19 protein-coding genes are annotated in these 23,865 nt (G+C 60.0%); 8 read left to right on the top strand and 11 right to left on the bottom strand.

The features are described 5' to 3' along the window. Positions 1–43: 43 nt before the first annotated feature. Positions 44–667, bottom strand: coding sequence for a T6SS immunity protein Tdi1 domain-containing protein (locus M0H32_RS10795; RefSeq protein WP_248153754.1), 624 nt, complete (start codon positions 665–667; stop codon positions 44–46). Between the two features lie 243 nt (positions 668–910). Here M0H32_RS10795 and msrP point away from each other — a divergent pair, with 243 nt between their 5' ends. Beyond that, positions 911–1,873: a protein-methionine-sulfoxide reductase catalytic subunit MsrP gene (gene msrP, locus M0H32_RS10800; protein ID WP_248153756.1), complete on the top strand. Its 963-nt coding sequence runs from the start codon at positions 911–913 to the stop codon at positions 1,871–1,873. A 527-nt stretch (positions 1,874–2,400) separates the two neighbouring features. On the opposite strand, the gene M0H32_RS10805 is transcribed toward msrP, so the two are convergent. Then, positions 2,401–2,817, bottom strand: a complete 417-nt coding sequence (locus M0H32_RS10805) for an Lrp/AsnC family transcriptional regulator (protein WP_248153758.1) — start codon at positions 2,815–2,817, stop codon at positions 2,401–2,403. A 142-nt stretch (positions 2,818–2,959) separates the two neighbouring features. Between M0H32_RS10805 and M0H32_RS10810 the strand changes: the two genes are divergently transcribed. Beyond that, the gene (locus M0H32_RS10810) at positions 2,960–4,651 is read left to right on the top strand and encodes a M20/M25/M40 family metallo-hydrolase (RefSeq protein ID WP_248153759.1); all 1,692 of its coding nucleotides are present in this window, start codon (positions 2,960–2,962) and stop codon (positions 4,649–4,651) included. A 33-nt stretch (positions 4,652–4,684) separates the two neighbouring features. On the opposite strand, the gene M0H32_RS10815 is transcribed toward M0H32_RS10810, so the two are convergent. The 3 genes from M0H32_RS10815 to M0H32_RS10825 are packed head-to-tail and all read right to left on the bottom strand — an operon-like array spanning position 4,685 to position 7,634. Further along, positions 4,685–5,581 carry a LysR family transcriptional regulator gene (locus M0H32_RS10815; protein WP_248153762.1) on the bottom strand — a complete coding sequence of 299 codons (897 nt, stop codon included), beginning with the start codon at positions 5,579–5,581 and terminating at the stop codon, positions 4,685–4,687. Positions 5,582–5,613: 32 nt separating this feature from the next. Then, a complete protein-coding gene (trxB, locus tag M0H32_RS10820; RefSeq protein WP_248153763.1) occupies positions 5,614–6,582 on the bottom strand; it encodes a thioredoxin-disulfide reductase in 969 nt (322 codons plus the stop codon). 53 nt (positions 6,583–6,635) lie between these two features. Next, positions 6,636–7,634 (bottom strand): mitochondrial fission ELM1 family protein, encoded by a 999-nt coding sequence (locus M0H32_RS10825; RefSeq protein ID WP_248153764.1) that lies wholly within the window; start codon positions 7,632–7,634, stop codon positions 6,636–6,638. Between the two features lie 200 nt (positions 7,635–7,834). Between M0H32_RS10825 and M0H32_RS10830 the strand changes: the two genes are divergently transcribed. Beyond that, the gene (locus M0H32_RS10830) at positions 7,835–8,302 is read left to right on the top strand and encodes an Lrp/AsnC family transcriptional regulator (protein ID WP_248153766.1); all 468 of its coding nucleotides are present in this window, start codon (positions 7,835–7,837) and stop codon (positions 8,300–8,302) included. A 30-nt stretch (positions 8,303–8,332) separates the two neighbouring features. Here M0H32_RS10830 and M0H32_RS10835 read toward each other — a convergent pair whose 3' ends face one another. The 4 genes from M0H32_RS10835 to M0H32_RS10850 all read right to left on the bottom strand — a co-directional run bounded on the left by M0H32_RS10835 (position 8,333) and on the right by M0H32_RS10850 (position 13,328). Further along, a complete protein-coding gene (locus tag M0H32_RS10835) occupies positions 8,333–8,818 on the bottom strand; it encodes a hypothetical protein (RefSeq protein WP_248153767.1) in 486 nt (161 codons plus the stop codon). A 102-nt stretch (positions 8,819–8,920) separates the two neighbouring features. Beyond that, positions 8,921–9,394: a transcription elongation factor GreA gene (greA, locus tag M0H32_RS10840; protein ID WP_248153769.1), complete on the bottom strand. Its 474-nt coding sequence runs from the start codon at positions 9,392–9,394 to the stop codon at positions 8,921–8,923. 121 nt (positions 9,395–9,515) lie between these two features. Further along, a complete protein-coding gene (carB, locus tag M0H32_RS10845) occupies positions 9,516–12,878 on the bottom strand; it encodes a carbamoyl-phosphate synthase large subunit (protein WP_248153770.1) in 3,363 nt (1,120 codons plus the stop codon). Between the two features lie 171 nt (positions 12,879–13,049). After that, complete coding sequence (locus M0H32_RS10850) at positions 13,050–13,328, bottom strand: helix-turn-helix domain-containing protein (protein ID WP_248153773.1); 279 nt, start codon at positions 13,326–13,328, stop codon at positions 13,050–13,052. 871 nt (positions 13,329–14,199) lie between these two features. Between M0H32_RS10850 and M0H32_RS10855 the strand changes: the two genes are divergently transcribed. Continuing rightward, positions 14,200–14,571 (top strand): MerR family transcriptional regulator, encoded by a 372-nt coding sequence (locus tag M0H32_RS10855; protein WP_248153774.1) that lies wholly within the window; start codon positions 14,200–14,202, stop codon positions 14,569–14,571. Between the two features lie 88 nt (positions 14,572–14,659). On the opposite strand, the gene M0H32_RS10860 is transcribed toward M0H32_RS10855, so the two are convergent. After that, positions 14,660–15,616 (bottom strand): hypothetical protein, encoded by a 957-nt coding sequence (locus tag M0H32_RS10860; protein ID WP_248153777.1) that lies wholly within the window; start codon positions 15,614–15,616, stop codon positions 14,660–14,662. Positions 15,617–15,993: 377 nt separating this feature from the next. After that, on the bottom strand, positions 15,994–17,175 hold the full coding sequence (gene carA / locus M0H32_RS10865) for a glutamine-hydrolyzing carbamoyl-phosphate synthase small subunit (RefSeq protein WP_248153778.1): 1,182 nt from the start codon (positions 17,173–17,175) through the stop codon (positions 15,994–15,996). Positions 17,176–17,420: 245 nt separating this feature from the next. On the opposite strand from carA, the gene M0H32_RS10870 reads away from it, so the two are divergent. The 4 genes from M0H32_RS10870 to M0H32_RS10885 all read left to right on the top strand — a co-directional run bounded on the left by M0H32_RS10870 (position 17,421) and on the right by M0H32_RS10885 (position 23,857). After that, the gene (locus tag M0H32_RS10870; protein ID WP_248154049.1) at positions 17,421–17,915 is read left to right on the top strand and encodes a GatB/YqeY domain-containing protein; all 495 of its coding nucleotides are present in this window, start codon (positions 17,421–17,423) and stop codon (positions 17,913–17,915) included. Positions 17,916–18,088: 173 nt separating this feature from the next. Further along, positions 18,089–20,020 carry a DNA primase gene (gene dnaG / locus M0H32_RS10875; RefSeq protein ID WP_248153780.1) on the top strand — a complete coding sequence of 644 codons (1,932 nt, stop codon included), beginning with the start codon at positions 18,089–18,091 and terminating at the stop codon, positions 20,018–20,020. A gap of 441 nt (positions 20,021–20,461) precedes the next feature. Further along, on the top strand, positions 20,462–22,456 hold the full coding sequence (gene rpoD, locus M0H32_RS10880) for an RNA polymerase sigma factor RpoD (protein WP_248153782.1): 1,995 nt from the start codon (positions 20,462–20,464) through the stop codon (positions 22,454–22,456). Between the two features lie 216 nt (positions 22,457–22,672). Further along, a complete protein-coding gene (locus M0H32_RS10885) occupies positions 22,673–23,857 on the top strand; it encodes a DUF930 domain-containing protein (RefSeq protein ID WP_248153784.1) in 1,185 nt (394 codons plus the stop codon). Positions 23,858–23,865 lie beyond the last annotated feature (8 nt).

Below are 23,865 nucleotides of genomic sequence, written 5' to 3' on the forward strand. Positions count from 1 at the left end.
CTGTTTGATCGGGTTTAAAGACCTCGCCAGGTAGGGGAGTTCCTCAGCCGATTGTTACATTGCCAATGGGAGTGCCAGGCGGGAGACCTCTAAGCCTGCGCAGCAATTGCGCTGAAATTTCCCAATAAACTTCCAGATCCGTCACTTCCAGATTGGTCTGGTCATCGGTGCCGCCCAGAAAGAGCGGGCGCTTGTAGCCAACGCACTGGGACTGTTTCGGAGCCGCGTACCCTGCTGCTATCCAATCCCTGTGAAAGTCTTCGGCCAATGCAGCGTCGGCTTCGTTTGGAAGACAGTCGGAATGGAAACCTAAAAACGTAAAGGGAAGCTCCAAGACCTCTCCGGTGCCTGGTTCCAGCATCAGTATCAGTGGTTCTCCGGCTTCGATGCGTCCTGAATCCAGGGCGAACTGCCGGCCTAACCAGTCAGAGGCAAAACAAAATATCCGGTCTGAGAACTCCGGGAAGGCTTCCGACGTCAGTCCGGTCAGGTTCCCTGTCTTTTGAATATCGTGAACGCGGTAAAGGCCATTGTTGAAGGACTGCCCGGCGCATCTCTGCAAAAAGACCTGCAAGCCCGCCGCATTTGGCAAAGTGACAGGAAGTGCGGCTTCCAACTTCACCTGCGGTTTGTCTTGATTGAAATGCAAAAAGAAATTTTGAAACATGGAAGTCACTGAAGTTGGCCATTAAGCTGGTTAATTTCATCGGTGACTATCATGATGCAGGGGCCTCTGCACGGAAATTGGTTGTCTCGGGCTATGCGCGAGGATGCACCGGGCATGCCAAATTACGAGAGACGTAATGCGGAAATGATCCGCTTTCACCCAATCGTTCCTGCCGGTCACCAGGGCGTTATTTGCCATTGATGGCCGATTCCGGTTTCCTGCGGGGCAAACGGAGTGAGACCCATGAACATCCTGAAAAAACGCAGCTGGGACCTGGCCGAACGCGAGGCAACGCCTGAGAGTGTTTTCCTCAATCGCCGGCAGATCCTGGCGGGGCTGGCCGGAAGCGGCGCGCTGCTCGGCAGCGGTCTGGGCCTGCGTCCGGCCTTTGCCGAGGAAGACCCGAGCGCGGGGCTCTATCCGGTCAAGCGCAATGAGGTCTATCAGCTCGACCGGGACCTGACGGCCGAGGAAATTGCTTCCAAATACAACAATTTTTATGAGTTCGGCTCGCACAAACAGATCTGGCCCGCGGCGCAGGACCTCAAGATCCGTCCCTGGACGGTGACCCTGGACGGTATGGTCGACAATCCGCAGACCATCGATGTCGACGACCTGATCTCGAAAATGCCTCTGGAAGAGCGGCTCTACCGGCACCGCTGTGTCGAGGCCTGGTCAATGGCCGTGCCCTGGTCCGGATTTGCGCTGGCGGACCTGGTCAAGCTGGCCGGACCGCAAACGGGTGCCAAATATCTGCGCTTCGAGACCTTCCTCGATCCGTCGGTCGCCAGCGGCCAGAAACAGTCCTGGTATCCCTGGCCCTATGTGGAAGGCCTGACGCTCGAAGAGGCCACCAACGAGCTGGCCTTCATCGCGACCGGCGTCTACGGCAAGCCGCTTGCCAAGCAGTTCGGTGCGCCGGTGCGTCTCGTGACGCCATGGAAATACGGTTTCAAATGCATCAAGTCGATCGTGAAGATCACCTTTACCGATCAGCGTCCGGTCAGTTTCTGGGAGGAAATCCAGTCAAGCGAATACGGTTTCTGGGCCAATGTGAACCCGTCCGTGCCTCATCGGCGCTGGCCGCAATCGTCCGAACGGGTGCTGGGCACCAACGAGCGACGCAACACGCTGCTCTATAACGGTTATGAAGAACAGGTGGCCTACCTCTACAAGGACATGAAAGGCGAGCTGCTCTTCATGTAGAGCTGAAGGCCTGACGCAGCTGTATTGGGCATTGTGCGCCGCAGCATACTATAGGCAAAAAAAGAGCCGGGTCTTGAAAGACCCGGCAGTTTATTTTGATTCACTGAAAACCAGTGGAATCACCTTCCAGAGGGGAACAGCTGGTCTAGACATCACTGGGAGGAGGACGTGATGTCCGTGTGACCAACAGTGATGCTTATATGCAGTGCACAAGCCGCATAAACAAGAGGCAGTGCTGCAATTCTGCTATGCATTTTCCGCAGGGCTTATCCTTTGACGCGAAATTTTTCCGGAAAAATATTGTTTTCCAATATCTTAATCGGATTTACTTATTCAGGCGTGAGGCGGAAAAGGTTTAAAGTCAGGTGAAATAAGTTTGGTTTCCACGAAAACCTCCTTGTCTGCCTGCCTCATGCGCAATCTTCAGGATGCCTAGAAATTGTGCCGTGGTGACTACGGGCGGGGACGCGTTGCGGTTGGACCGGATTGTATCTCTGGACCGGATAAAAGTTGTTGAGGCGCTCATTTCAGGCAGGGCCCAGCAGCATGAAGGTCTCCGATTTGCCGACGCCGTTCATGAGCCGGATTTCGGAGATGACGCGGTTCATCTCTGGCAGGCTGGCAACCTCGATCTCCGCGACGATGTCCCAGACGCCGTTGGTGTTGGACAGGGATGCCACGCCCGGGATGCGCTTGATGGAAGCGATGGTGTTCTTCAGGTTGCTGCCGCTCAATTCGATCAGCATGACCGCGCGCAGGAGGTTTTCGGGCAGCTCGTCACTGAGGCGGATCGTGAAGCTCTTGATAATGCCGTCGGCGATCAGGCGGTCAAGCCGGGCCTGAACTGTCCCGCGCGCCACTTTCAGGATTTCCGCCAGCTTGGGCAGCGAGGCGCGGCTGTTGATGCGCAGCTCCGCGATCAGCTTCCGGTCAAGATCATCCATGGTATCTATCGATTCTGTCACTATCGTCACTGGAGCTGACAGAATACGCAGAGAATTGAAAAATTTGACAGGTTTTTGCGTTCTTTCTGACTTCGGAAGGGGCGATGGTTCGGCACGGAAGCTGGACCGGGAATGGAAAGACATGGCAATAGACACTAAGGAATCGAAAGCGCGGACGCTTTCATACGAGGAGTGGCACCCGGCAGAGCGGGTTGAAGCGCTCGCCGTCCGGCTTGTGCGCCTGCCGAGTGAAACCGGGACACCGGGCGAAGCGGCCTTTGCGCGGGAGCTGGTGTCTCTCCTGAAGGAGATCCCCTACTTCCGGGACAATCCTGGCGATATCCGGCTGGTGGACAGCCTGGAGGGCACAGCGGCGCAGTCCGTCGTTGCGACGGTCCGAGGCTCCGGCCGGAAGGCGCTGCTACTGACCGGCCACTACGACACTGTGGCCGTCGAAAACTACCATGACCTCAAGGATCTCTGCCGCGAGCCCTACGCTCTGAGGGAAGCCCTGATCGAGAGCCTGGACAGGCCGGACCTGACGCCACAGGAGCTTCGGGCGAAGGCGGATCTTGCCAGCGGTGGCTTTCTTCCCGGGCGCGGCATGCTCGATATGAAGAGCGGTCTCGCGGCCGGCATCGCCGTTCTGGACCGGTTTGCAGGGCGCCCGGACCGGACGGGGACTCTGGTGCTGTGCTGCAGCCCGGACGAGGAACGGGACAGCAGGGGCATGCGGGCACTGCGCGATGCCTTGCCGGAGCTGATGGCCGACATGGATCTGGAGCCGGTCGGTGCCATCAACATGGACGTGACCTCGGATCAGGGTGACGGCAGCGAAGGACGCGCGGTCTTTGCCGGCACGATCGGCAAGCTGATGCCGTTCGCTCTGGTGGTCGGGAAGAGCTCGCATGCAAGCTATCCTTACGAAGGTCTCAGCGCCCAGATGATCGCGGCGGAGATCGTTCGGCGCGTAGAAGCCAATCCTGATCTCTCCGATACCGGCGAAGACGCGGTGTCGCCTCCGCCGATCTGCCTGGAAGCTCGGGACCTGCGCGAGGTCTACGAGGTGACGACGCCTGAACGGACCTGGCTGGCGTTCAATTGGCTTTATCATTCCTGGCGCCCCAAGGACCTGTTCGACCGGTTCAACGGCGAGGTGCGGAAGGCATCCGAGGCCTGCGTCGCCAGACTGGCCGACAATGCGCGCAGGTTCTGTGAACTGTCAGGCGGCTCCGCGTGGCCGGAGCCAGGGACCGTGCGCATGCTGACCTTCGCGGAGCTGAAAGCCGAAGCAGAACGGCAGCTCGGCGATCGCTTTCAGGATGCGCTGCTGGCAAAGCAGGAGGCGCTGAAGGGCGTTGACAACCCGCTGACCGTCAGCCGCGAACTGGTGATCTGGCTGTTCGACCGTGCGCGGTTGTCCGGGCCCGCGATCGTGACCGGGTTCGCCAGCCTTCATTATCCGGCGACCCGGCTCGACAGGAGCCATCCGGATGACGCGGCGCTTGAGCAGACGTTAACGACGGTCATGACTGAGCGGGGCGAAGACCCGTCCCGTCGATTGATATGGCGGCCCTATTTCGAAGGCATATCCGACATGAGCTTCTTCGGCTCCCCAGAAGGCCGATCTTCCGCTCTGGTGGCCGAGAACACGCCCGCGGACTGGCTGATCGATCGTCCGAACCCGCATGCCTTGAGATGTCCAATCGTGAATATCGGCCCCTGGGGACGGGAATTCCATCAGCGACTGGAGCGCGTCCATGTGGGCTACGCTTTTGAGGAACTGCCCCAGATCTTGGCCGAGATTGGTGACCGGCTTCTGGCCGACACCTGACGGGATGGAGAACGCCTTGTGCCCGGGACCGGGTCAGTAGACCCAGTTTTCCGCGTTAGTCAGCAGGAATTCGCGGAAGGCGGTGACACGGGCGGTGTTTTTCAGTTCCGACGGATAGACGAAATAGGTGTCGAAGGAGGGCACCTTGTCGTCCTGCTCGGTCATCACCGGCACCAGGTTGGTCGAGGTGTCGATGATGTAGTCGGGCAGCATGGCAATGCCGACGCCGGCCTGGACCGCGCGTTTTATGGCCACAAGGTTGTTGGCCTTCAGCACGGAGCGGCGCGGGCTGGTCGAGACACGCCCGGCTGTCTCGAGCCAGTTCATGGATCTGAGATAGGCCGGGGCCTGTTCGCCAAAGGCGACAATGCGGTGATTGTCGAGATCATCGATGGAGAGCGGCGAGCCGAAGCGCTGCAGATATTCCGGCGCCGCATAGACGTGGAAATGCACAGTGAAGAGCTTGCGCTGGATCAGGTCGGGCTGGGTCGGCTGGCGCAGGCGGATGGCGACATCGGCCTCGCGCATTCCCAGATCCAGCTCGTCATCGTCGAAGATCAGGTGCAGGTCGACATCCGGATAGAGGTCGATGAAGTTTCGGATCCGCGAAGTCAGCCAGGTGGAGCCGAGCCCGACGGTTGTCGTGACCCTCAATATCCCGGAGGGTTTTTCCTTGCTGTCGGTCAGGCTGGACTGCACGGCTTCCAGCTTCATCAGGACATCGCTGGCCGTGCGGTAGAGCAGTTCGCCCTGCTCGGTCAGGAGCAGGCCGCGCGCATGGCGGTGAAACAGAGGCACGCCCAGATCGTGTTCCAATGCGCTGACCTGCCGGCTGACCGCCGACTGGCTCATATGCAGCGCGTCGCCGGCATGCGTAAAGCTGCCGGCCTGCGCGGCCGCATGAAAGATGCGCAATTTGTCCCAATCCATGCGTGCCCCTCCGCAGGACGTTGCAGACAGCCTTATTCGGCTGCCTGTTTGGTCGAGGTGGCCTCATGTTCGGCCAGAAACTTCTCCGCTTCAAGCGCGGCCATGCAGCCCATGCCGGCGGCAGTGACCGCCTGGCGGTAAATGTCGTCGGTGACATCGCCGGCCGCGAACACACCCGGGATCGAGGTTTTGGTCGAATCCGGCGCGGTTTCCAGGTAACCGTTCGGCTTCAGCGTCAGCTGATCCTTGAACAGCTCCACCGACGGGGCGTGGCCAATGGCAACAAAAACACCATCTGTGGACAATTCCGACAGCTCGTCGGTCCTGGTGTTTTTCAGGCGCACGCCCGTAACCGCCTTCGGCGTGCCGCCGCCCAGGATCTCGTCGACCTGACTGTCCCAGACGACATCGATTTTCGGGTTCTGGAACAGGCGGTCCTGCAGGATCTTTTCCGCGCGCAGGCTGTCGCGACGGTGCACCAGGGTCACCTTGGAGGCAAGATTGGCGAGGTAAAGCGCCTCTTCGACGGCCGTGTTGCCGCCGCCAATCACGACCACTTCCTTGTTGCGATAGAAAAAGCCGTCGCAGGTCGCACAGGCGGAGACGCCGGCGCCCATCAGATCCTGTTCGGAAGGCAGACCAAGCCAGCGGGCCTGCGCACCGGTGGCGATCACCAGCGTGTCTGCGGTGAACACGGTGCCGCTGTCGGCTTCGAGACGGAACGGGCGCTGGGAGAGGTCGGCCTTAGTGATCGTGTCATAAACGATCTTGGTGCCGACATTCTCCGCCTGTTTCTGCATCTGCTCCATCAGCCAGGGGCCCATCACCGGATCGGCAAAGCCGGGATAGTTCTCGACGTCGGTGGTGATGGTCAGCTGACCGCCGGGCTGAATGCCGGACACCAGCGTCGGCTCGATCATCGCGCGGGCGGCATAGATGGCAGCGGTGTAGCCGGCCGGACCGGAGCCGATGATCAGAAGTTTGCTGTGTTCCGTGCTCATGGGGCACCTTTTCCTGTCTGTTGGTCCGGTTCTTCAAGACCGGTTGCCCGTCTTCAGGGCTCTAAAGCATCTCGTTGCCGCAGGGCCGCGTAGTCGCTCAGGATACGTTCCGCAATTACGGGTGTGGCATCTATCGGCTCGTAGGTAGTGGTTTTCAACGGGCCTGGGAAGGGGTGAACTGCGCCGATCCGTTCCAAACTCCCCAAAAACCGGGTGATCTTGTCGTGACCGCCGCTCGGATGGAACACATGGACGGGTTTTCCGGTCGCCGTGGCCTCGCCGATCATGTTGGTGGAATCGGCTGTGGCGATGATGGCATCGGCTTTTGCCAGGTAATGCCCGAGCGGATTCGGCTCCTTGCCGGTCCAGTAAAGATGGCCGCCGGACTTGGCGAGGCTCGAAAGGCCATAGGCCAGTGCGGGTGGTGTGCGGCGCGAGGCGGTGATCATCAGACTGGCATTGTTCTCAAGCACCAACTGGCGCAGCCCGGTCAAAAAGCGGTTCTGGTCGTCCTCGGTAAAATCGTGATGACGGCTGTCACCGCCGACGAGCACCGCGACGCGCGGGCCCTTAAGCCGGTCGATCTCCGGCACTTTTTCGGCGCGGAGACGGCCAAGCTTTGCAGCGGAAAACCGGTGCGGCGAGGTCGGCGTCACCAGAACGTTGCGGCCGCGCAGCCTGTCGTGTTCGGGCACCCAGATGAGATCGGCGGCGTCGGGTCCAGTCCGCGGGTCCTTCAGGAACACCGTGAAGGTCCGGCCTCTCGACAGTCTTTTGATCCGGCGCAGATAGCCGGCCGCCCGCCGGCCGGACGCGATTGCGATATCCGGATAAGGCGGAGCGATCGGGCTGCCTGGCCGGGTTTCCCATTCGCGGGGATCTGTCGGGCCGAAGGGCAGCCACCAGGAAAAAGGCGCGCGTGGGGCAACCTGACGGGTCTCGAAGGGGCAGCCAAGAGCCTCGGCGACTCCGACGCATTGCGCCAGATCTCCGGCCTTGCCGTCGGTCAGGACCCAGGCGCTGGACGGGGCTGTCTCCCGAAGCTTCGGCATGTCCGGAGAACTTCCCCTATCGTAATCTTTCGAAATCGTGCGCAATTTTGTTATAGTCTTGCACAAACGCGCAAAAAATCATAACTCGACACCGGAAACACACGTTAGCGTGGGATTCTCCAATCCCGCAAGACGTCAGACCGGTTTGGTATCAACTGCCCACATCTGGGTCATTTTTTTGAAATTCGAAGGAGACAGGTGTGAAAGCGCGGCTCGATGCCATTGACTGGCAGATTCTGAAAGAATTGCAAGCGGACGGCCGAATGACCAATGTGGAGCTGGCCCGCCGGGTTGGTATTTCCGCACCGCCCTGCCTGCGTCGCGTGCGCGCGCTTGAAGAAGCCGGGCTTATCCTGGGCTACCGCACGCTGCTCGATGAGAAGCAACTCGGCTACGATGTCACGGCCTTCGCAATGGTGGGGCTGCACAGTCAGACCGAAGCCGACCTGATCGCCTTTGAGCAGACCGTTCAGAAATGGCCGCTGGTGCGCGAGAGTTACATGCTGTCGGGCGAGGTCGATTTTCTGTTGATGTGCGTGTCGCCGGATCTGCAGACGTTCCAGAATTTCATCATCCGCGAATTGACCGCCGCGCCCAACGTGGACAGCGTGCGCACGGCGCTCACCATCCGCCGCACCAAGGACGAACCTGTGGTGCCGATCGACTGAACAATCAGTGTGCCGCGGCTCTCATGCGTTTCAAGCGTGTGAGCCGGCATCTGCGTCGTGTCGGATCCTCTGAAGCTTTTTTCGCAGCCGCAGGATCGTCGAGATATCCCGCAAGGCCGTTGCCACAAGCGTGAACACAACGCTGAAGGCAAAACACGCGATCAGGATGGCCACTGGCAATGGCTGTTCGTAGTGGTAGGTGTTCAGGGCCTGATCGATCGGTTCCAGCCCGACATACATGCGACTGCGGATGGTCTCGCTATACGCACCGATCTGCACGTGCCCCTTTTTCAGGTAGCTCAGCCCGTAGGCAAACAAAATGACGCCGGCAGCCAGGGCGACAAGATAGCCGAAGACGCGGGCGCCGAAGCGCAAGGCACTTTCGTAGCGCTTGGTGATGATCCGCTTGAAAATGTCGCGCTCACGGCCTCCCAGCCTGGCATAGAGATACCAGCGATAGGCCCAGAGCGGCACCGATGCCAAGAGCAGCCACACCGCGATTGTATGAAAGACCATTTGTCGCCCTCCGACACGTACCGGTTGCTACCTTAGCGATTGACCGGCACGCGTCAAAGGGGGAATGCAATTTGCCGCAGATGCGGCAAGCGCGGGGCTGGGTCAGATGAACTGGACTTCAACGATCTCGTAGGAGCGCGCGCCGCCCGGGGCGGCCACTTCGACACTGTCGCCAACAGACTTGCCAATGAGGGCACGGGCGATCGGGGACGAGATCGACACCTTGTTCTGCTTCACATCGGATTCGACGTCTCCGACGATCATGTATTTCTTTTCTTCTTCCGTGTCCTCGTCGATGAGGGAAACGGTCGCGCCGAATTTGACGGTGTCGCCGCCCAGTTTGGTCACGTCGATCACTTCGGCGCGGGACAGCTTGTCTTCGAGTTCCGCAATGCGGCCTTCGTTCAGGCTCTGGGCTTCCTTTGCCGCATGGTATTCGGCATTTTCCGACAGGTCGCCGTGCGCACGTGCTTCAGCAATGGCATCAACGATGCGCGGACGCTCAACCGTGGTACGTGTCTTCAGTTCATCCTGAAGCATTTTGTAACCGGCAGAGGTCATCGGAACTTTTTCCATGGGTCTCAGACCTTCAGCTTATTGGGTCCTTATCTCGCTCTTTTCAAGGACCGCGCATTGACAAAAACAAACCAAGCCGGGAAAGGCGCGCTTTCCCGGCCGGTCAATGAGTATATTAGCCTTAGCCGAAGTAGGATTGTAAAGGTCTTACTTCAAGGCTCCCCGCTTTGTGGGCGGCAATGCCTTTCGCCGCAGCAACTGATCCTGCCAGGGTGGTGTAATACGGCACCTTGTTCAGAAGAGCTGCCCGACGCATCGACCGGCTGTCGGAAATGGCCTGCGCACCTTCGGTTGTGTTGAAGACGAGCTGGACCTCACCATTCTTGATAGCATCAACGATATGAGGCCGGCCTTCAAGCACCTTGTTGATCTTCTTCACCGTGATGCCCTGTTCTTCCAGGAATTTCTGGGTGCCGCCGGTGGCGATGATGTTGAAGCCGGCCGATTCCAGGCTGCGCACCGCGTCGACCACGCCGGACTTGTCCTCGTCGCGCATGGAGACAAACACCGTTCCCTCGCCAGGCACACCCGTGCCAGAGCCGATCTGCGACTTGGCAAAGGCCTTGCCGAAGGCGGTGTCGAGGCCCATGACCTCGCCTGTAGACCGCATTTCCGGGCCGAGAATGGTGTCGACGCCCGGGAAGCGGGCAAACGGGAACACGGCTTCCTTGACGGCGATGTGATCGAATGTCCGGTCGGTCAGACCGAAGGAGGCGAGACTCTCGCCCGCCATGATGCGGCTGGCGATCTTGGCGACCGGCACGCCGATTGTCTTGGCAACGAAAGGCACGGTGCGCGAGGCGCGCGGGTTGACTTCCAGAACGTAGATCTCGCCGCCCTTGATGGCGTATTGCACGTTCATCAGGCCGCCGACCTCCAGCGCCAGGGCAAGGGCCCGGGTCTGACGCTTGAGTTCGTCCAGCATCTCCTCGCCGAGCGAGAAGGGCGGCAGCGAACAGGCGCTGTCGCCCGAGTGGATGCCGGCTTCCTCGATATGTTCCATGATGCCGCAGACGAAGACGTCCTTGCCGTCGCAGAGCGCGTCGACATCGACCTCGATGGCGCCGTCAAGATAGCGGTCGAACAATAGCGGGTTGGTGCCGAGAACCGTGTTGATCTGGCCGGTCTTGTCGTTCGGATATTTGGCGCGCACTTCCGCCGGCACCAGTTCAGGCAGGGTGCCGAGCAGATAGGAGTTGAGCGCTTCTTCGTCGCGGATGATCTGCATGGCGCGGCCGCCCAGAACATAGGAGGGGCGCACGACCAGCGGCAGGCCGAGCTGGCCTGCGATCAGGCGGCCCTGTTCGACCGAATAGGCAATGCCGTTTTCCGGCTGCTTCAGGTCTAGCTTGATCAGAAGCTTCTGGAAGCGATCACGGTCCTCCGCCAGATCGATCATGTCCGGCGACGTGCCGAGGATCGGTACGTCAGCCTTGACCAGGGCCTGGGCAAGCTTCAGCGGTGTCTGGCCGCCGAACTGCACGATGACGCCGTGCAGCGTGCCGTTTTCCTGCTCCTTGCGCATGATCTCCAGCACGTCTTCGGCCGTCAGCGGCTCGAAATAAAGCCGGTCGGAGGTGTCATAGTCCGTAGAGACGGTTTCCGGGTTGCAGTTGACCATGATGGTCTCGTAGCCGGCGTCTTCCAGAGCGAAGGCGGCGTGACAGCAGCAATAGTCGAACTCGATGCCCTGGCCGATCCGGTTCGGACCGCCGCCCAGGATGACCACCTTCTTGCGGTCGGACGGATGGGCCTCGCAAGCGGGAGTGCCCATGAACGGTGTCTCGTAGGTCGAGTACATATAAGCGGTCGGGGAAGCGAATTCCGCGGCGCAGGTGTCGATGCGCTTGTAGACCGGGTGTACGTCAAGGTCCCGGCGGAGGCGGGCGACATCGGCTTCGTCCACACCCGCAAGGCTTGCCAGACGCGCATCGGAAAAGCCCATGGATTTCAGCTTGCGCAGATTGGCCGCGTCCTGCGGCAGGCCGATATTGCGCACCTTGGCTTCCATCGCAAGGATGTCTTCCATCTGCTCCAGGAACCAGGTGTTGATGCCGCTGGCCTGATGGACTTCCTCGACGCTCATGCCAAGGCGCATGGCCTGGGCGACGTTCAACAGGCGTGTCGGTGTGGCGATCGAGACGGCGGCGCGCAGGGCGTTGCGATCGTCGCCCTGGTCAAGGCCCGGAATGTCGGTTTCGTCGAGACCGTTGAGGCCGGTTTCGAGACCGCGCAAGGCCTTCTGCAGACTTTCCTGGAAGGTTCGGCCGATGGCCATGACTTCGCCGACCGACTTCATGGCCGTTGTCAGGGTCGGTTCGGAGCCCGGGAACTTTTCGAAGGCAAAGCGCGGGATCTTGGTGACGACATAATCGATGGTCGGCTCGAAGGAGGCCGGGGTCGCGCCGCCGGTGATGTCGTTTTCCAGTTCGTCGAGCGTGTAGCCGACCGCGAGCTTCGCCGCGATCTTGGCGATCGGGAACCCGGTTGCCTTGGAGGCAAGCGCGGAGGAACGCGACACACGCGGGTTCATCTCGATGACGACGAGGCGGCCATTGTCCGGATTGACCGCGAACTGGACGTTCGAGCCGCCCGTTTCGACGCCGATCTCGCGCAGCACCGCGATCGAGGCGTCGCGCATGATCTGGTATTCCTTGTCGGTCAGCGTCAGCGCGGGCGCGACGGTGATGGAATCACCCGTGTGCACACCCATCGGGTCGACGTTCTCGATGGAACAGATGATGATGCAGTTGTCCGCCTTGTCGCGGACGACTTCCATCTCATATTCCTTCCAGCCCAGCAGGCTCTCATCGATCAGCACCTGGCCGACCGGCGAGGCGTCGATGCCGGAGCGCACGATGGTCTCGTATTCTTCCCGGTTATAGGCAACGCCGCCGCCGGTGCCACCCAGCGTGAAGGCCGGGCGGATGATGGCCGGCAGGCCGATCTCGTCGAGCGCGCGCATCGCCTCCAGATAACCGGCATTGCGGTCGTATCCGGTGATCTTGCCGTCTTGGCCGCGGATGGCGGGCGAGGAGGCGATAGCAGCGCGCGGGTTCTCCAGGCCGATGGCGTCCATGGCGGCCCGGAACTTCTCGCGGTCCTCCGCCTTTTCGATGACATCGGCGCGGGCACCGATCATTTCGACACCGTATTTTTCCAGAACGCCCATTTCCTGAAGATCGAGCGCGCAGTTGAGCGCGGTCTGGCCGCCCATGGTCGGCAGCAGCGCGTCGGGGCGCTCCTTTTCGATGATCTTGGCGACGAGCTCGGGCGTGATCGGCTCGATATAGGTGGCGTCGGCCAGGTCCGGATCGGTCATGATCGTCGCCGGGTTCGAGTTCACCAGGATGATGCGGTAGCCTTCTTCGCGCAGCGCCTTGCAGGCCTGAGTGCCGGAATAATCGAATTCACAGGCCTGACCGATGACAATCGGACCGGCACCAATGATCAGGATAGAAGAGATATCTGTGCGTTTGGGCATCTCGGCTCGCAGCTCGCAGCGGCCAATCCGGATAACGGGGGCGTTATTCGGTCTGACTCGGACTTGAGGTGAATGACAATGTTGGCTGAGCGCGTCTTATAGGGAAAAGCGTCGCGCTAGGAAACCCCGCCTAGGCGCGAAGAAGACGTTTTCCGGGGCGGAAATGCGACTTTATTCAGGTTCTTTGCTTTCGGCCGGCAAGGGAACCGTACTTTGACCGTCAAAGTCACCGATGCCTTTGGAGAGCGCGTAGCAGGCAAGGCGTATGGATTTGGGGATCTCGACGGGCCGTCCGTCGCGGTTGCCCTTCTCGTAATACTGGATCATGCGCTTCTTCAGACCCAGCCGGTCCGCGGCGTCTTTTTGCTTCAAGCCGAGTGCCCGACGCCAGTGACGGAATTGTTGCGGGGTCATGCCGGGCGCAGCGTCTTTGGATTTCGATTCGGCCATTTTGTCTTATTCCGGAAGTGCTTGGTTTCATGCGCCCGCGTGTTGCAGCGCACGTGCCATCCTTTTGACAAAAATAACCTGGGCGGCGAATTGTCAATCAAGAAGTGCACAATGTGCTCTTTTTCTGTGGTCTCGGACGGCTGCTTCCGGCCGGAAACTTGACCGTAGGGTCAAAAATGATATCAGCTCGCTTCTGGTCGACAGGCATGAGCCAAGCGGTAATATGCAACCAACGACAAGCTGGCGCCGAATGCCTCTTCAGCGAGGGTGTGTATCAATTTTATTTCTACATAGTGCCTAGGGAATTTTGGCAGCCTGTAATAAATGTCAGGGTTAATATAAAGAGACTTAAGTAATTTTCCGGCGTAAAGTGCCGTGAGGTTAAGAAAACTTGCTGGGGATAACCTTATTCAAGAAAAGTCTATTTATTAGTTTCAGATTATCGATAATTAATATTTATGCCCGTATCGGCTCTAAACCTTCCGTTTTAACATTCGCAGTTGTATGTCCTTTTCGCCTCTTTTGAGATTTAGCTTTCATAAGACTGAATCTTTTGCGGAAAATTGCCAATAATTCCAAATTTGTCGTAGATTTTAACTGTTGATCCGGTGTATTACACTATTGCTTAGTCTCCTATAAGTTTGGTGTTGGGGGCTTCTTAAGCGGTAGCATTGCGCTGCAAGCTGCGGAGGCTGTTTTTGCCGTGCTAGTGGGACCTGGTGGACCGGAGGTGGGACCGGAAAATCAGGAGCACTGCAAGACCCAGCCAGACTTGGAACAAAAAGACAAGATCGGGCTTAAAAGAATGAACAATGTAGCAACCAAAATGGTCGTGGTTCCGGATATTGCAGGTCCGGGGCAGGAAGTGGTCATGGAAGATCGCGCTCTTGCGATTTCCGAAATGTCGGAGCGCTTCGACGTAACGCTCCGGACCCTGCGTTTTTATGAGGAGAAAGGGCTCCTCAATCCTGTGCGCAAGGGTGCGCGCCGGTTCTACGGTGCCCGGGACGTGTCGCGGATGCGCGTGATCCTGCAGGCCAAGAAAATCGGGCTGACGCTGGCGGAAATCCGTCGGGTGATCAAACTGGTCGAAGGCGGCACCAAGCGCGACGACCAGTATAAGGAGCTTCAGGAAATCTGCCGTGCGCAGCAGGACATCCTGGTCGAACAGAAGCAGATGCTTGATGAGCAGATTGCCGAGGTCGGGCAAATCCTGACCGCCTTCGACGAATTGGTGGGCTGATCCGCCAGACGTTTCCAAGAAAACCCGGCATGGTGTTCCATGCCGGGTTTTTTATTGGCCGGCCGCAGGGCCGCCACGTGTTTGAGGATCACTGTCCAGGCTGAAGTGTGAGCTGAAACGCGCTGCCGCTCTCCTTGCCGGTCACCTGCGCGAAATAGGCGCTGTTATCCTTCGCGCGCAGCAGCCAGACATCGATCGGGTCGGATCCCTTGATGATCAGGCGGTAATGCCGGGTTGAGACCCGCGCCGTGCCGATAGCAAGGTTGTCGTTGCCGTGATCCTCGACGCGTGTGCTGAGGATCATCATGTCTTCGGTATCGAAAACACGCAGTTTCCCGGGCAATTGATAGCCGCTGCGTTCCCAGTAAAAGGGCAGTCCGGCCAGACTGGTGTCAAAGCTTCCCGCGGTTAGCCTATCGTGTTTCGGGTTGTTCCTGTCATCCGATAGCAACAACGTTCCAATTTCGATCACGTCGCCGGCTCCGGGAACAAGCACGGTTACGACACCTTTTGCGAGGCTGGCGAGCTCGTCGATGTCTTTCTCCTCGTCGCTCTTCATCTGAGCGCGGAAGGAAAGATACTCATCGCCGGAACGTGAGAGCTTGCTCCAGTAGACCTTCTTGTTTTCCCGAATTTTGCTGCTGGCTTCCTGAAGCGTTCCCTCGGCGGAGATTGTTTCTTCCAGCGCACCTGCAATGTCGAGGCTGCTCCAGAAGCCGGAGGTCTTGATCCTCAGGTTTTGGCTTATCTTGCGTCCTCCCTTCGGCAGAGCTTCCGACAGCAAGTTGATCGAGCCGATCTCCTTGTTGTCGACTTTCAAAGTGTAGTGTTTCCGGGTTTGAGCCGCGACAGCGCTGCAATTTATAATCAGGACGATCGCCAACACGGCTTGAATGGCTTTGGCAAGGGAACTTGGTTGCATCGGGTCTCGCACTTCAAATTTTCCGATTGTGGTGGTGTTTGAGATGGAGAGCGCAGCGAAAGCTGCGCTCTCCGGGTTTCTGACAGGGGTTCCGCAACGGGCTGCATGCGCGGCATGCGACACCAGCGGCCCGGAAAGAAAGAAATATATATCAATTGAGCGAACGTTCGTTCTCTATGGTCGAATAGCACTGATTTACCTTGGAGGTCAATGGCCGGAAAGGACGTTGGGGACCGTGTGTTGCTCAGGTGCCGGGTTGAGAGATCTTTACCCGGAACGATCCTGCGGCACTGGATGAATGCCCGGTCAGCTTGAGCGGCCGGTGCTTGAGACCGGCTTCCGCCGACGATCCGGCCAGTCACCCCGGGGGGCTGGAGAAGTCAGGCCAAAGACCCAGGTGAGAGGGTCGGGCCAGTCAGGATCTTTGATCGCCAAACGCAAAACGCCGGCCCAGAAGGCCGGCGTCATCTTCATTACGTGCATTGCACCGCAGAGGGCGTTTACGCCTGACGCGTGCTTTCCATGAGGCCGGTGAACCGCTTGAACAGATAGTGACTGTCGCGCGGGCCAGGGGAAGCCTCGGGATGGTACTGCACCGAGAAAACCGGCTTGTCTTTCATCGCCAGGCCGCAGTTGGAACCGTCGAACAGGGACACATGGGTCTGTTCGACATTGTCCGGCAGGCTGTCGGCATCCACCGCGAAGCCGTGGTTCATCGAAGTGATTTCCACCTTGCCGGTGGTGTGGTCGAACACCGGATGGTTGGCGCCGTGATGGCCCTGATGCATCTTCACGGTCTTGCCGCCCAGGGCCAGCGCCAGCATCTGGTGGCCAAGGCAGATGCCGAAGGTGGGCACGCCCTTGTCGACGATTGTCCGGATCGTTTCGACCGAATAGGTGCCGGTCGCGGCCGGATCGCCCGGGCCGTTGGACAGGAACACGCCGTCCGGCTGATGGGACAACACATCGTCGGCGGTTGCGGTGGCCGGCAGAACTGTTACGTCGCAGCCGGCATCGGCCAGAAGGCGCAGGATGTTGCGCTTGATGCCGTAATCGATGGCGACGACCTTGAAAGTGCTGTCCTTGGCTTCGCCATAGCCTTCATCCCACTTCCACGTGGTCTGCGACCAGGGATGGGACTGGGTGGTGGAGGCGTCCTTCGCCAGGTCCATGCCGACCAGACCGGGCCAGTTCGCCGCCGCCGCTTTGAGCGCATCGACGTCGAAGTTTCCGTCCGGAGCATGGGCGATGACGCCGTTCGGCACGCCCTTCTCGCGGATCAGGGCCGTCAGCGCGCGCGTGTCGACGCCGCTGATGCCGATCAGGTTGCGGCTCTTCAGCCAGGCGTCGAGATGTTTGGCGGCGCGATAGTTGGCCGGGTCGGTGATCGCGGCGGCCAGAACCACGCCGCGAATGCCGCTGTCGGCCGCCATGTTGACGGTCTCGATGTCCTCGTCATTGGTGCCGACATTGCCAATATGCGGAAATGTGAAGGTGATGATCTGGCCGGAATAGGACGGGTCGGTCAGGATTTCCTGATAGCCGGTCATGGCGGTGTTAAAGCAAATCTCACCAACGGCTTGGCCGGTGGCGCCGAGGCCCCGTCCCTCGATAACGTTGCCGTCGGATAACACAAGCAGGGCGGTCGCCGGGGTCTCTGACCATGCGTCTGCAGTCGTCATGTCTTGTTTCCAGATCTTGTTGGTGACATCATGCGCTGCAGGAAAGGCGTCTTGGGCGGGCTTGGAAGCCTGCATATGGCCGTCTGCATTAAGCGCGGGACTCTATGGGAAGCGGCTTGGATCGTCAATATTGATCCTCTGAAAAAAGATCTTTAAAATTCAATAGCTTGTCTGGGAAGTGTGACTGGCGCGGATCCGCGTCATCCCTCAGCGCGGCAGGGGTGGGGTGAACCATGCGCAAAGAGATGCGCGACAGAATCAACGCGGCCTTGAAGGTAGCGCAGGACGATGGCGACAAGCGCCGATGCGCGACCCTTCGGCTGGTCCAGACCGCGGTGAAAGACCGCGAAGCCGCCGCCCGCGAAAACGGCAAGGACGGCGTCGATGAAATCGAAGTGATTGAAATCCTTCAAACGATGATCAGCCAGCGCGAGACCTCGGCGGTCGAATTCGAAAGCGGCGGTCAGCTTGATCTTGCCGAACAGGAGCGCACGGAACAGGACATCATCCGGGAGTTCCTGCCGGTTCAGCTGAACGAAGACGAGATGCGCTCCATTTGCGAGGAGACCGTCAGGGACATCGACGCCCACGGTCTGCGCGATATCGGCCGATGCATGAGCGAATTGAAGACGCGTTACCCGGGGCAGATGGACTTCGTCCAGGCTTCCTGCGTCGTCAAGGACATGCTTCGGGCCGATGCCAAGGCGGGAAACGGCACCGATGACGGTGACGGCAGCTGATCCGGCTGCCGCTGTTCCGGTTGTTCACAGGCTGTCCATAGCGCTGTGAGATGATGGTTGGGCCTCTGGCATCCCCCTTCAAGACCCTCTATTTTGACAGACCGGCCGGCGTCCAATCCTGCGATGCCGCCGGATCCTGGTGTTTCCAATAAGCCTTGGGCTGACTGTGTTCCATGCGTTTCGAACCGCGCCTTCTTGATGAAATCCGCGCCCGTCTGACCCTGTCGGATCTGGTCGGGCGCCGTGTGTCCTGGGACCGGCGCAAGACCCAACCCGGCAAGGGCGATTTTTGGGCCTGCTGCCCGTTCCACCAGGAAAAGAGCCCAAGCTTTCACGTCGATGACCGGCGCAACCGCTACAAGTGTTTCGGCTGCGGTGCCTCCGGCGACCATTTCACCTTTGTCTGCGAGACCGAGGGCTTAAGTTTTCCCGAAGCTGTCGAACGGCTGGCGGAGCAGTCCGGCGTCGCGTTGCCGGCACCCGACCCGCAGGCCGCGCGCCGGGAAAAGAAGCGCGCGGGGCTGGCCGATATCTGCGAAATGGCGGCGCAGTTTTTCCAGCACGAATATGCGGGGCCGCGCGGCGAGGGAGCGCGTACCTATTGCGCCAAGCGGGGCCTGGCACCGGAAACCTTGCGGGAATTCCGTTTCGGCTTCGCACCCGACAGCCGCGACGCGCTGAAATCCTTTCTTTCTGCCCGCGAGATCCCCGAAGCGGCGATGATCGAGGCCGGCCTGGTGATCAAGCCTGAGGACGGCCGTCCGTCCTATGACCGCTTCCGCGGCCGGCTGATGATCCCCATTCAGGACGACCGCGGCCGAGTGGTGGCCTTTGGCGGCCGGACCCTGTCGCCCGAAGGGCAGCCGAAATATCTGAACTCGCCGGAAACGCCGCTGTTTCACAAGGGCATCATGCTGTTCAACGCCCACCGGGCGCGCGAGCCGGCCTTCAAGTCCGGCGAAGCGGTGGTGGTGGAAGGCTATCTCGATGCCATCGCGCTGTGGCAGGCGGGCATCCACCATGTGGTCGCTTCCCTCGGCACCGCCTTCACCGAGGATCAGATCCTCCGGCTGTGGAAATTCGCGACCGAACCGGTGATCTGTTTTGACGGCGATGCGGCCGGTGTCTCGGCCGCCCACCGGGCGATCGACCGGATCTTTCCGGTGCTCAAGAGCGGCTACTCGTTCCAGTTCTGCTTTCTGCCCGACGGCATGGACCCGGATGATCTCATCAAGCAGCGCGGCGTTTCCGGATTCCATACGGAGGTTTCAGCCGCGCAATCGCTTTTCGATGTGGTCTGGGACCGGGAAATCTCCGTCGCCCGGCTCGACACGCCGGAGCGCAAGGCGGCGCTGGAAAAACGCTTTGACGACCTGATCGGCACCATTCGTGACGAACGGGTGCGCCGGCGTTATCAGTTGGACCTGAAGTTCAAGCTGTCCAATCTGTTTTTCGAGCAGGCGCGGCAAACGCGGAAGGGCGGTGCAAAGGGGGCGGAGACTGTCACCTCGCTCGGCAAGGCGCGAGAGCGGGTGGCCGCCAGCGATGATTTCGGCACCGAACGCCTGGTGCTTGGCCTGAGCATGCGTTACCCGCATCTGCTTGACCGGAATTTCGAACGCTTTTCCAGGTTGCCGTTTGCCAACGACCTGCACCGTCAGCTGCGCGATGTCCTGTGCCGCATCGTCGACGATCTCGAGGCGACGCCGATCGCCGAACTGACCGGAGCCTTCGACGAGCCGCTCAGGGACATCATGTATGAAATGATGGCGGAAACCATCGGGCTGCAGGAGCAAAAGGGCGCGGAATTCTCCGCGCTGATCCATCGCTTCCCGCTCCTCAAGTCCAATCCCCCGGAGGATTTCATTGAGGCGGCCTTTCTGCATTTCCTCGATGTCCTTGAGCTGAATGCTCTGGAGGAGGAGCTGGCGTCGGAGCTTGCCGTTGCCGACGATGAGATCGACGAGCATTCCTGGTCGCGCATCCAGGCGCTGACCCAGGATCTGAGCCGTCGGCGCGAGGAATGCGCGCGCGACGAGGGCGATCTGGCCGAACGGGCCAAGAAAATCCGCACCGCGCCTCCCGTAGCTGTTGCCCTGCCTTAAAAAATCGGCAACTGCGGGATCTGACGTCTTTCTGGCGGCAGATGGCTCAGAAAAACGCTTTTTCCGATTGACCTGTGACGAATCACACTTGCGAATCGTGCGCGTCGAGCTAAATAGAACCTTTGCAGCCTTTATGCGCCGCAGCCATATGAGCCTGCTCGCGGCAAAAATCTCAGACGAGCTGCAACCCGTATGACTATCTCCTCGGCATTCGTTCTTTGAATGCGGACAAAAAAGACCGTGTGCAGCGTTGATGCCGAAATTTGTCAATGTCGAAAAGTGTACGGTTAATTGGGACTTAAGGGACACGGCTTACAAACCTATCCACAATGATTCCTTTGGACGCCGCCGCTTTATTAAGCTGGCGCGCTGAGGACGAATTGGGTTGAAGCCAAACACTGGGCGCGGCGTGGCTGGCGTGGCCACGAACTGGAGCACGATATGGTAGCGAAAGCGACACAAGCAGACGACAATCAGGAACAGAGCGGAGACGGCCCGGACGGCCCGCTCCTGGACCTGTCGGATGCCGCTGTCAAAAAGATGATCAAGGCCGCCAAGAAGCGCGGCTATGTCACCTATGACGAGCTCGATGAAGTTCTGCCGTCCGAGCAGGTGTCTTCGGAGAAGATCGAGGACACCATGTCCATGCTCTCCGACATGGGCATCAACGTGATCGATTCCGACGAAGCCGAGGACGGCCCGGAAGAGGTCGATGGCGGCGAGCTGGCAACGACCACCACCACCGCCGTTGCCAAGACAACCACCACCAAGGAACCCGCTGACCGGACCGACGACCCGGTGCGCATGTATCTGCGCGAAATGGGCTCTGTGGAACTCTTGTCCCGCGAAGGCGAAATCGCGATTGCCAAGCGGATCGAGGCCGGCCGCGAAGCCATGATCGCGGGTCTGTGCGAAAGCCCGCTGACCTTCCAGGCGATCATCATCTGGCGCGACGAACTCAATGAAGCCCAGGTGCTTCTGCGCGACATCATCGATCTGGAAGCGACCTATGCCGGTCCGGACGCCAAGGCCGGCCCGGCCGTTGCCAATGACGATGTTGCCCCCGGCGGCAGCGAAGACAAGCCGGCTTCCGGGGAAACCTCCGAGGACACGGAGAGCGAGGACGGCGAAGGCGACAGCGACGAGGATGACGACGAGTTCGAATCCAACGTCTCGCTGTCGGCCATGGAAGCCGAGCTGAAGCCGGGCGTTCTGGAAACCTTCGACAACATCGCCGACAACTACAAGAAGCTGCGCCGCCTGCAGGACCAGCTGGTCGAAAACAAGCTGGCCAACAAGACCCTGTCGCCGAGCCAGGAGCGCCGTTACAAGAAGCTCAAGGAAGACATCATCGTCGATGTGAAGAGCCTGTCGCTCAACCAGAATCGTATCGATGCCCTGGTTGCCCAGCTCTACGACATCAACAAGCGCCTGATGGGCTATGAAGGCCGCCTGCTGCGCCTGGCCGACAGCTACAATGTCGACCGTACAGACTTCCTGAAACAGTATCAGGGCGCCGAACTCGACCCGAACTGGCTGCGCAAGGTCGCCAATCTGTCGACCCGCGGCTGGAAGAACTTCATTGCCAAGGAAAAGGAAAACGTCCGTGAGCTGCGTCAGGAAATCCAGACGCTGGCGACCGAGACGGGCCTTGAGATCACCGAATTCCGCCGCATCGTCGCCATGGTGCAGAAGGGCGAGCGCGAGGCACGTATCGCCAAGAAGGAAATGGTCGAGGCGAACCTGCGTCTCGTGATCTCGATTGCCAAGAAATACACCAACCGCGGTCTGCAGTTCCTCGATCTCATCCAGGAAGGCAATATCGGCCTGATGAAGGCGGTCGACAAATTCGAATACCGCCGCGGCTACAAGTTCTCCACCTATGCGACCTGGTGGATCCGGCAGGCGATCACCCGCTCGATCGCCGACCAGGCCCGCACCATCCGTATTCCGGTGCACATGATCGAGACGATCAACAAGATCGTGCGCACCTCTCGTCAGATGCTGCACGAGATCGGCCGTGAGCCGACTCCGGAAGAGCTGGCCGAGAAGCTGCAGATGCCGCTGGAAAAGGTCCGCAAGGTTCTGAAGATCGCCAAGGAGCCGATCTCGCTCGAAACGCCGATTGGCGATGAGGAAGATTCGCATCTCGGCGATTTCATCGAAGACAAGAACGCGATCCTGCCGATCGACGCGGCCATCCAGTCGAACCTGCGCGAAACCACCACCCGCGTGCTGGCGTCGCTGACACCGCGCGAGGAACGTGTCCTGCGCATGCGCTTCGGCATCGGCATGAACACCGACCACACGCTGGAAGAAGTCGGCCAGCAGTTCTCGGTGACCCGAGAACGTATCCGCCAGATCGAGGCCAAGGCGCTGCGCAAGCTGAAGCACCCGAGCCGGTCGCGCAAGCTGCGCTCGTTCCTGGACAGCTAAGAGCTGGCCGGGACTTCGAGCAATACACTTTGAAAAAACCCGGCGGCAACGCCGGGTTTTTTGGTGCAGACTGCCGCTTTGAGGCATTTCGAGAATTGTTTGATACAAACTTTGCCGACTTTTGCGTTCGAGGCAGAGCCGAGAGGCAGCTAAAGTCGGCTCAGGCTTTTCCCGAAAAGCTTTAGCGACCACGGATTTCCAACCAAGGACTTTGTTTTGGCCCTCGTTGCCGACATGGACCATGAGATACAGGCGCGCCAGGCCGAAGACAGTCCGGCTTTCCGCTGGGGGCTGGTCACGTCCATCTGTCTGCATGCTCTGGCCGCGCTGGTTTTGACCGGCGTGATCACCGGCCATGTCACGGAGCCACTGACGGACACGGTTGAGGTGGAGCTGGTGCCGCCGCCACCGCAGGAAGAGACGGAACCCGCGCCAGAGCCGGAAGTTCCGGAGGTTACGCCACCCGAGGAACAGCAGACCGAGGAACAGCAGACGCAGGCGGAAGAAGCGCCGCCACCCCCTCCGCCACCGCCGCCGCCATCCTCCGCTGAATCCGCCGAGGCCATTGAGCCCGCCGCGGATGTGCCTGTCCTGCAGCCGGTTGAGCAGTTTGGCGAAGAGGACACCGCGCCGCCGGAATCAACCGAGGATGAACCGCTCGATCCGACCGAGCCGCAACAGGAAGCGGGTGAGGCGGAAGAGCAGGCGGAGTCCCCGGAGGCGCCTACTGTGGAGAATGAGGCGGTGGAGGACGCGCCGCAGGAGACCGTCGAGGAGCCGGCCCAAACGGACGTGACCCAGGAAGCGGAAGCCGCCGAAACCGACGCAGCTGAAACCGATGCGCCCGAAACGGAGGAAAGCACCGAACTGGCCTCCGGAACCGGTGCTGACAGCGATGTCGGCATTGCGGACGCACCGTCGGTCGAGGATTTCGGGATCGTCGGCCCGATCGTGACCGACGCCACACCGGGCGTGAAACCGGCCGCACCGGCCCGGGCGGCGCGCCAACAGGCACCGGCGGCAAGCAGCTCACCACCAGCCGGCATGCTGGCGGCGCGAGAGCTTTATTCCCGCGTCCTGCTGGACGATCCGGAAGCCCGCACGGCCATGCGCGGCATGTCGGAAGGCCAGCGGCTGAACCTGCTGTGCATGACCGAGCTTCGGGCGCAGATCGCATCGGTCAGCGCGTTGCCGCCCGAACTGCTGCCTTCCTTCCGCCCGCGCGGCGGAACCGTCCTGCAACCGCGCAATGCCGCCTTCCGCAGCCTTGGCCGCTGGTTCGACGTTGCGTTCCGCTGTGAAACCGATGCCGGGGTGACGAGGGTTGAGAAATTCGCCTTCAAGATCGGCAATGAAATTCCGCAGAGCCAATGGCTGGAGCGGGGATTGACGGGGTTTTAGGCGATCAA

Source organism: Roseibium sediminicola (genome assembly GCF_023156505.1).
GTDB lineage: Bacteria > Pseudomonadota > Alphaproteobacteria > Rhizobiales > Stappiaceae > Roseibium > Roseibium sediminicola.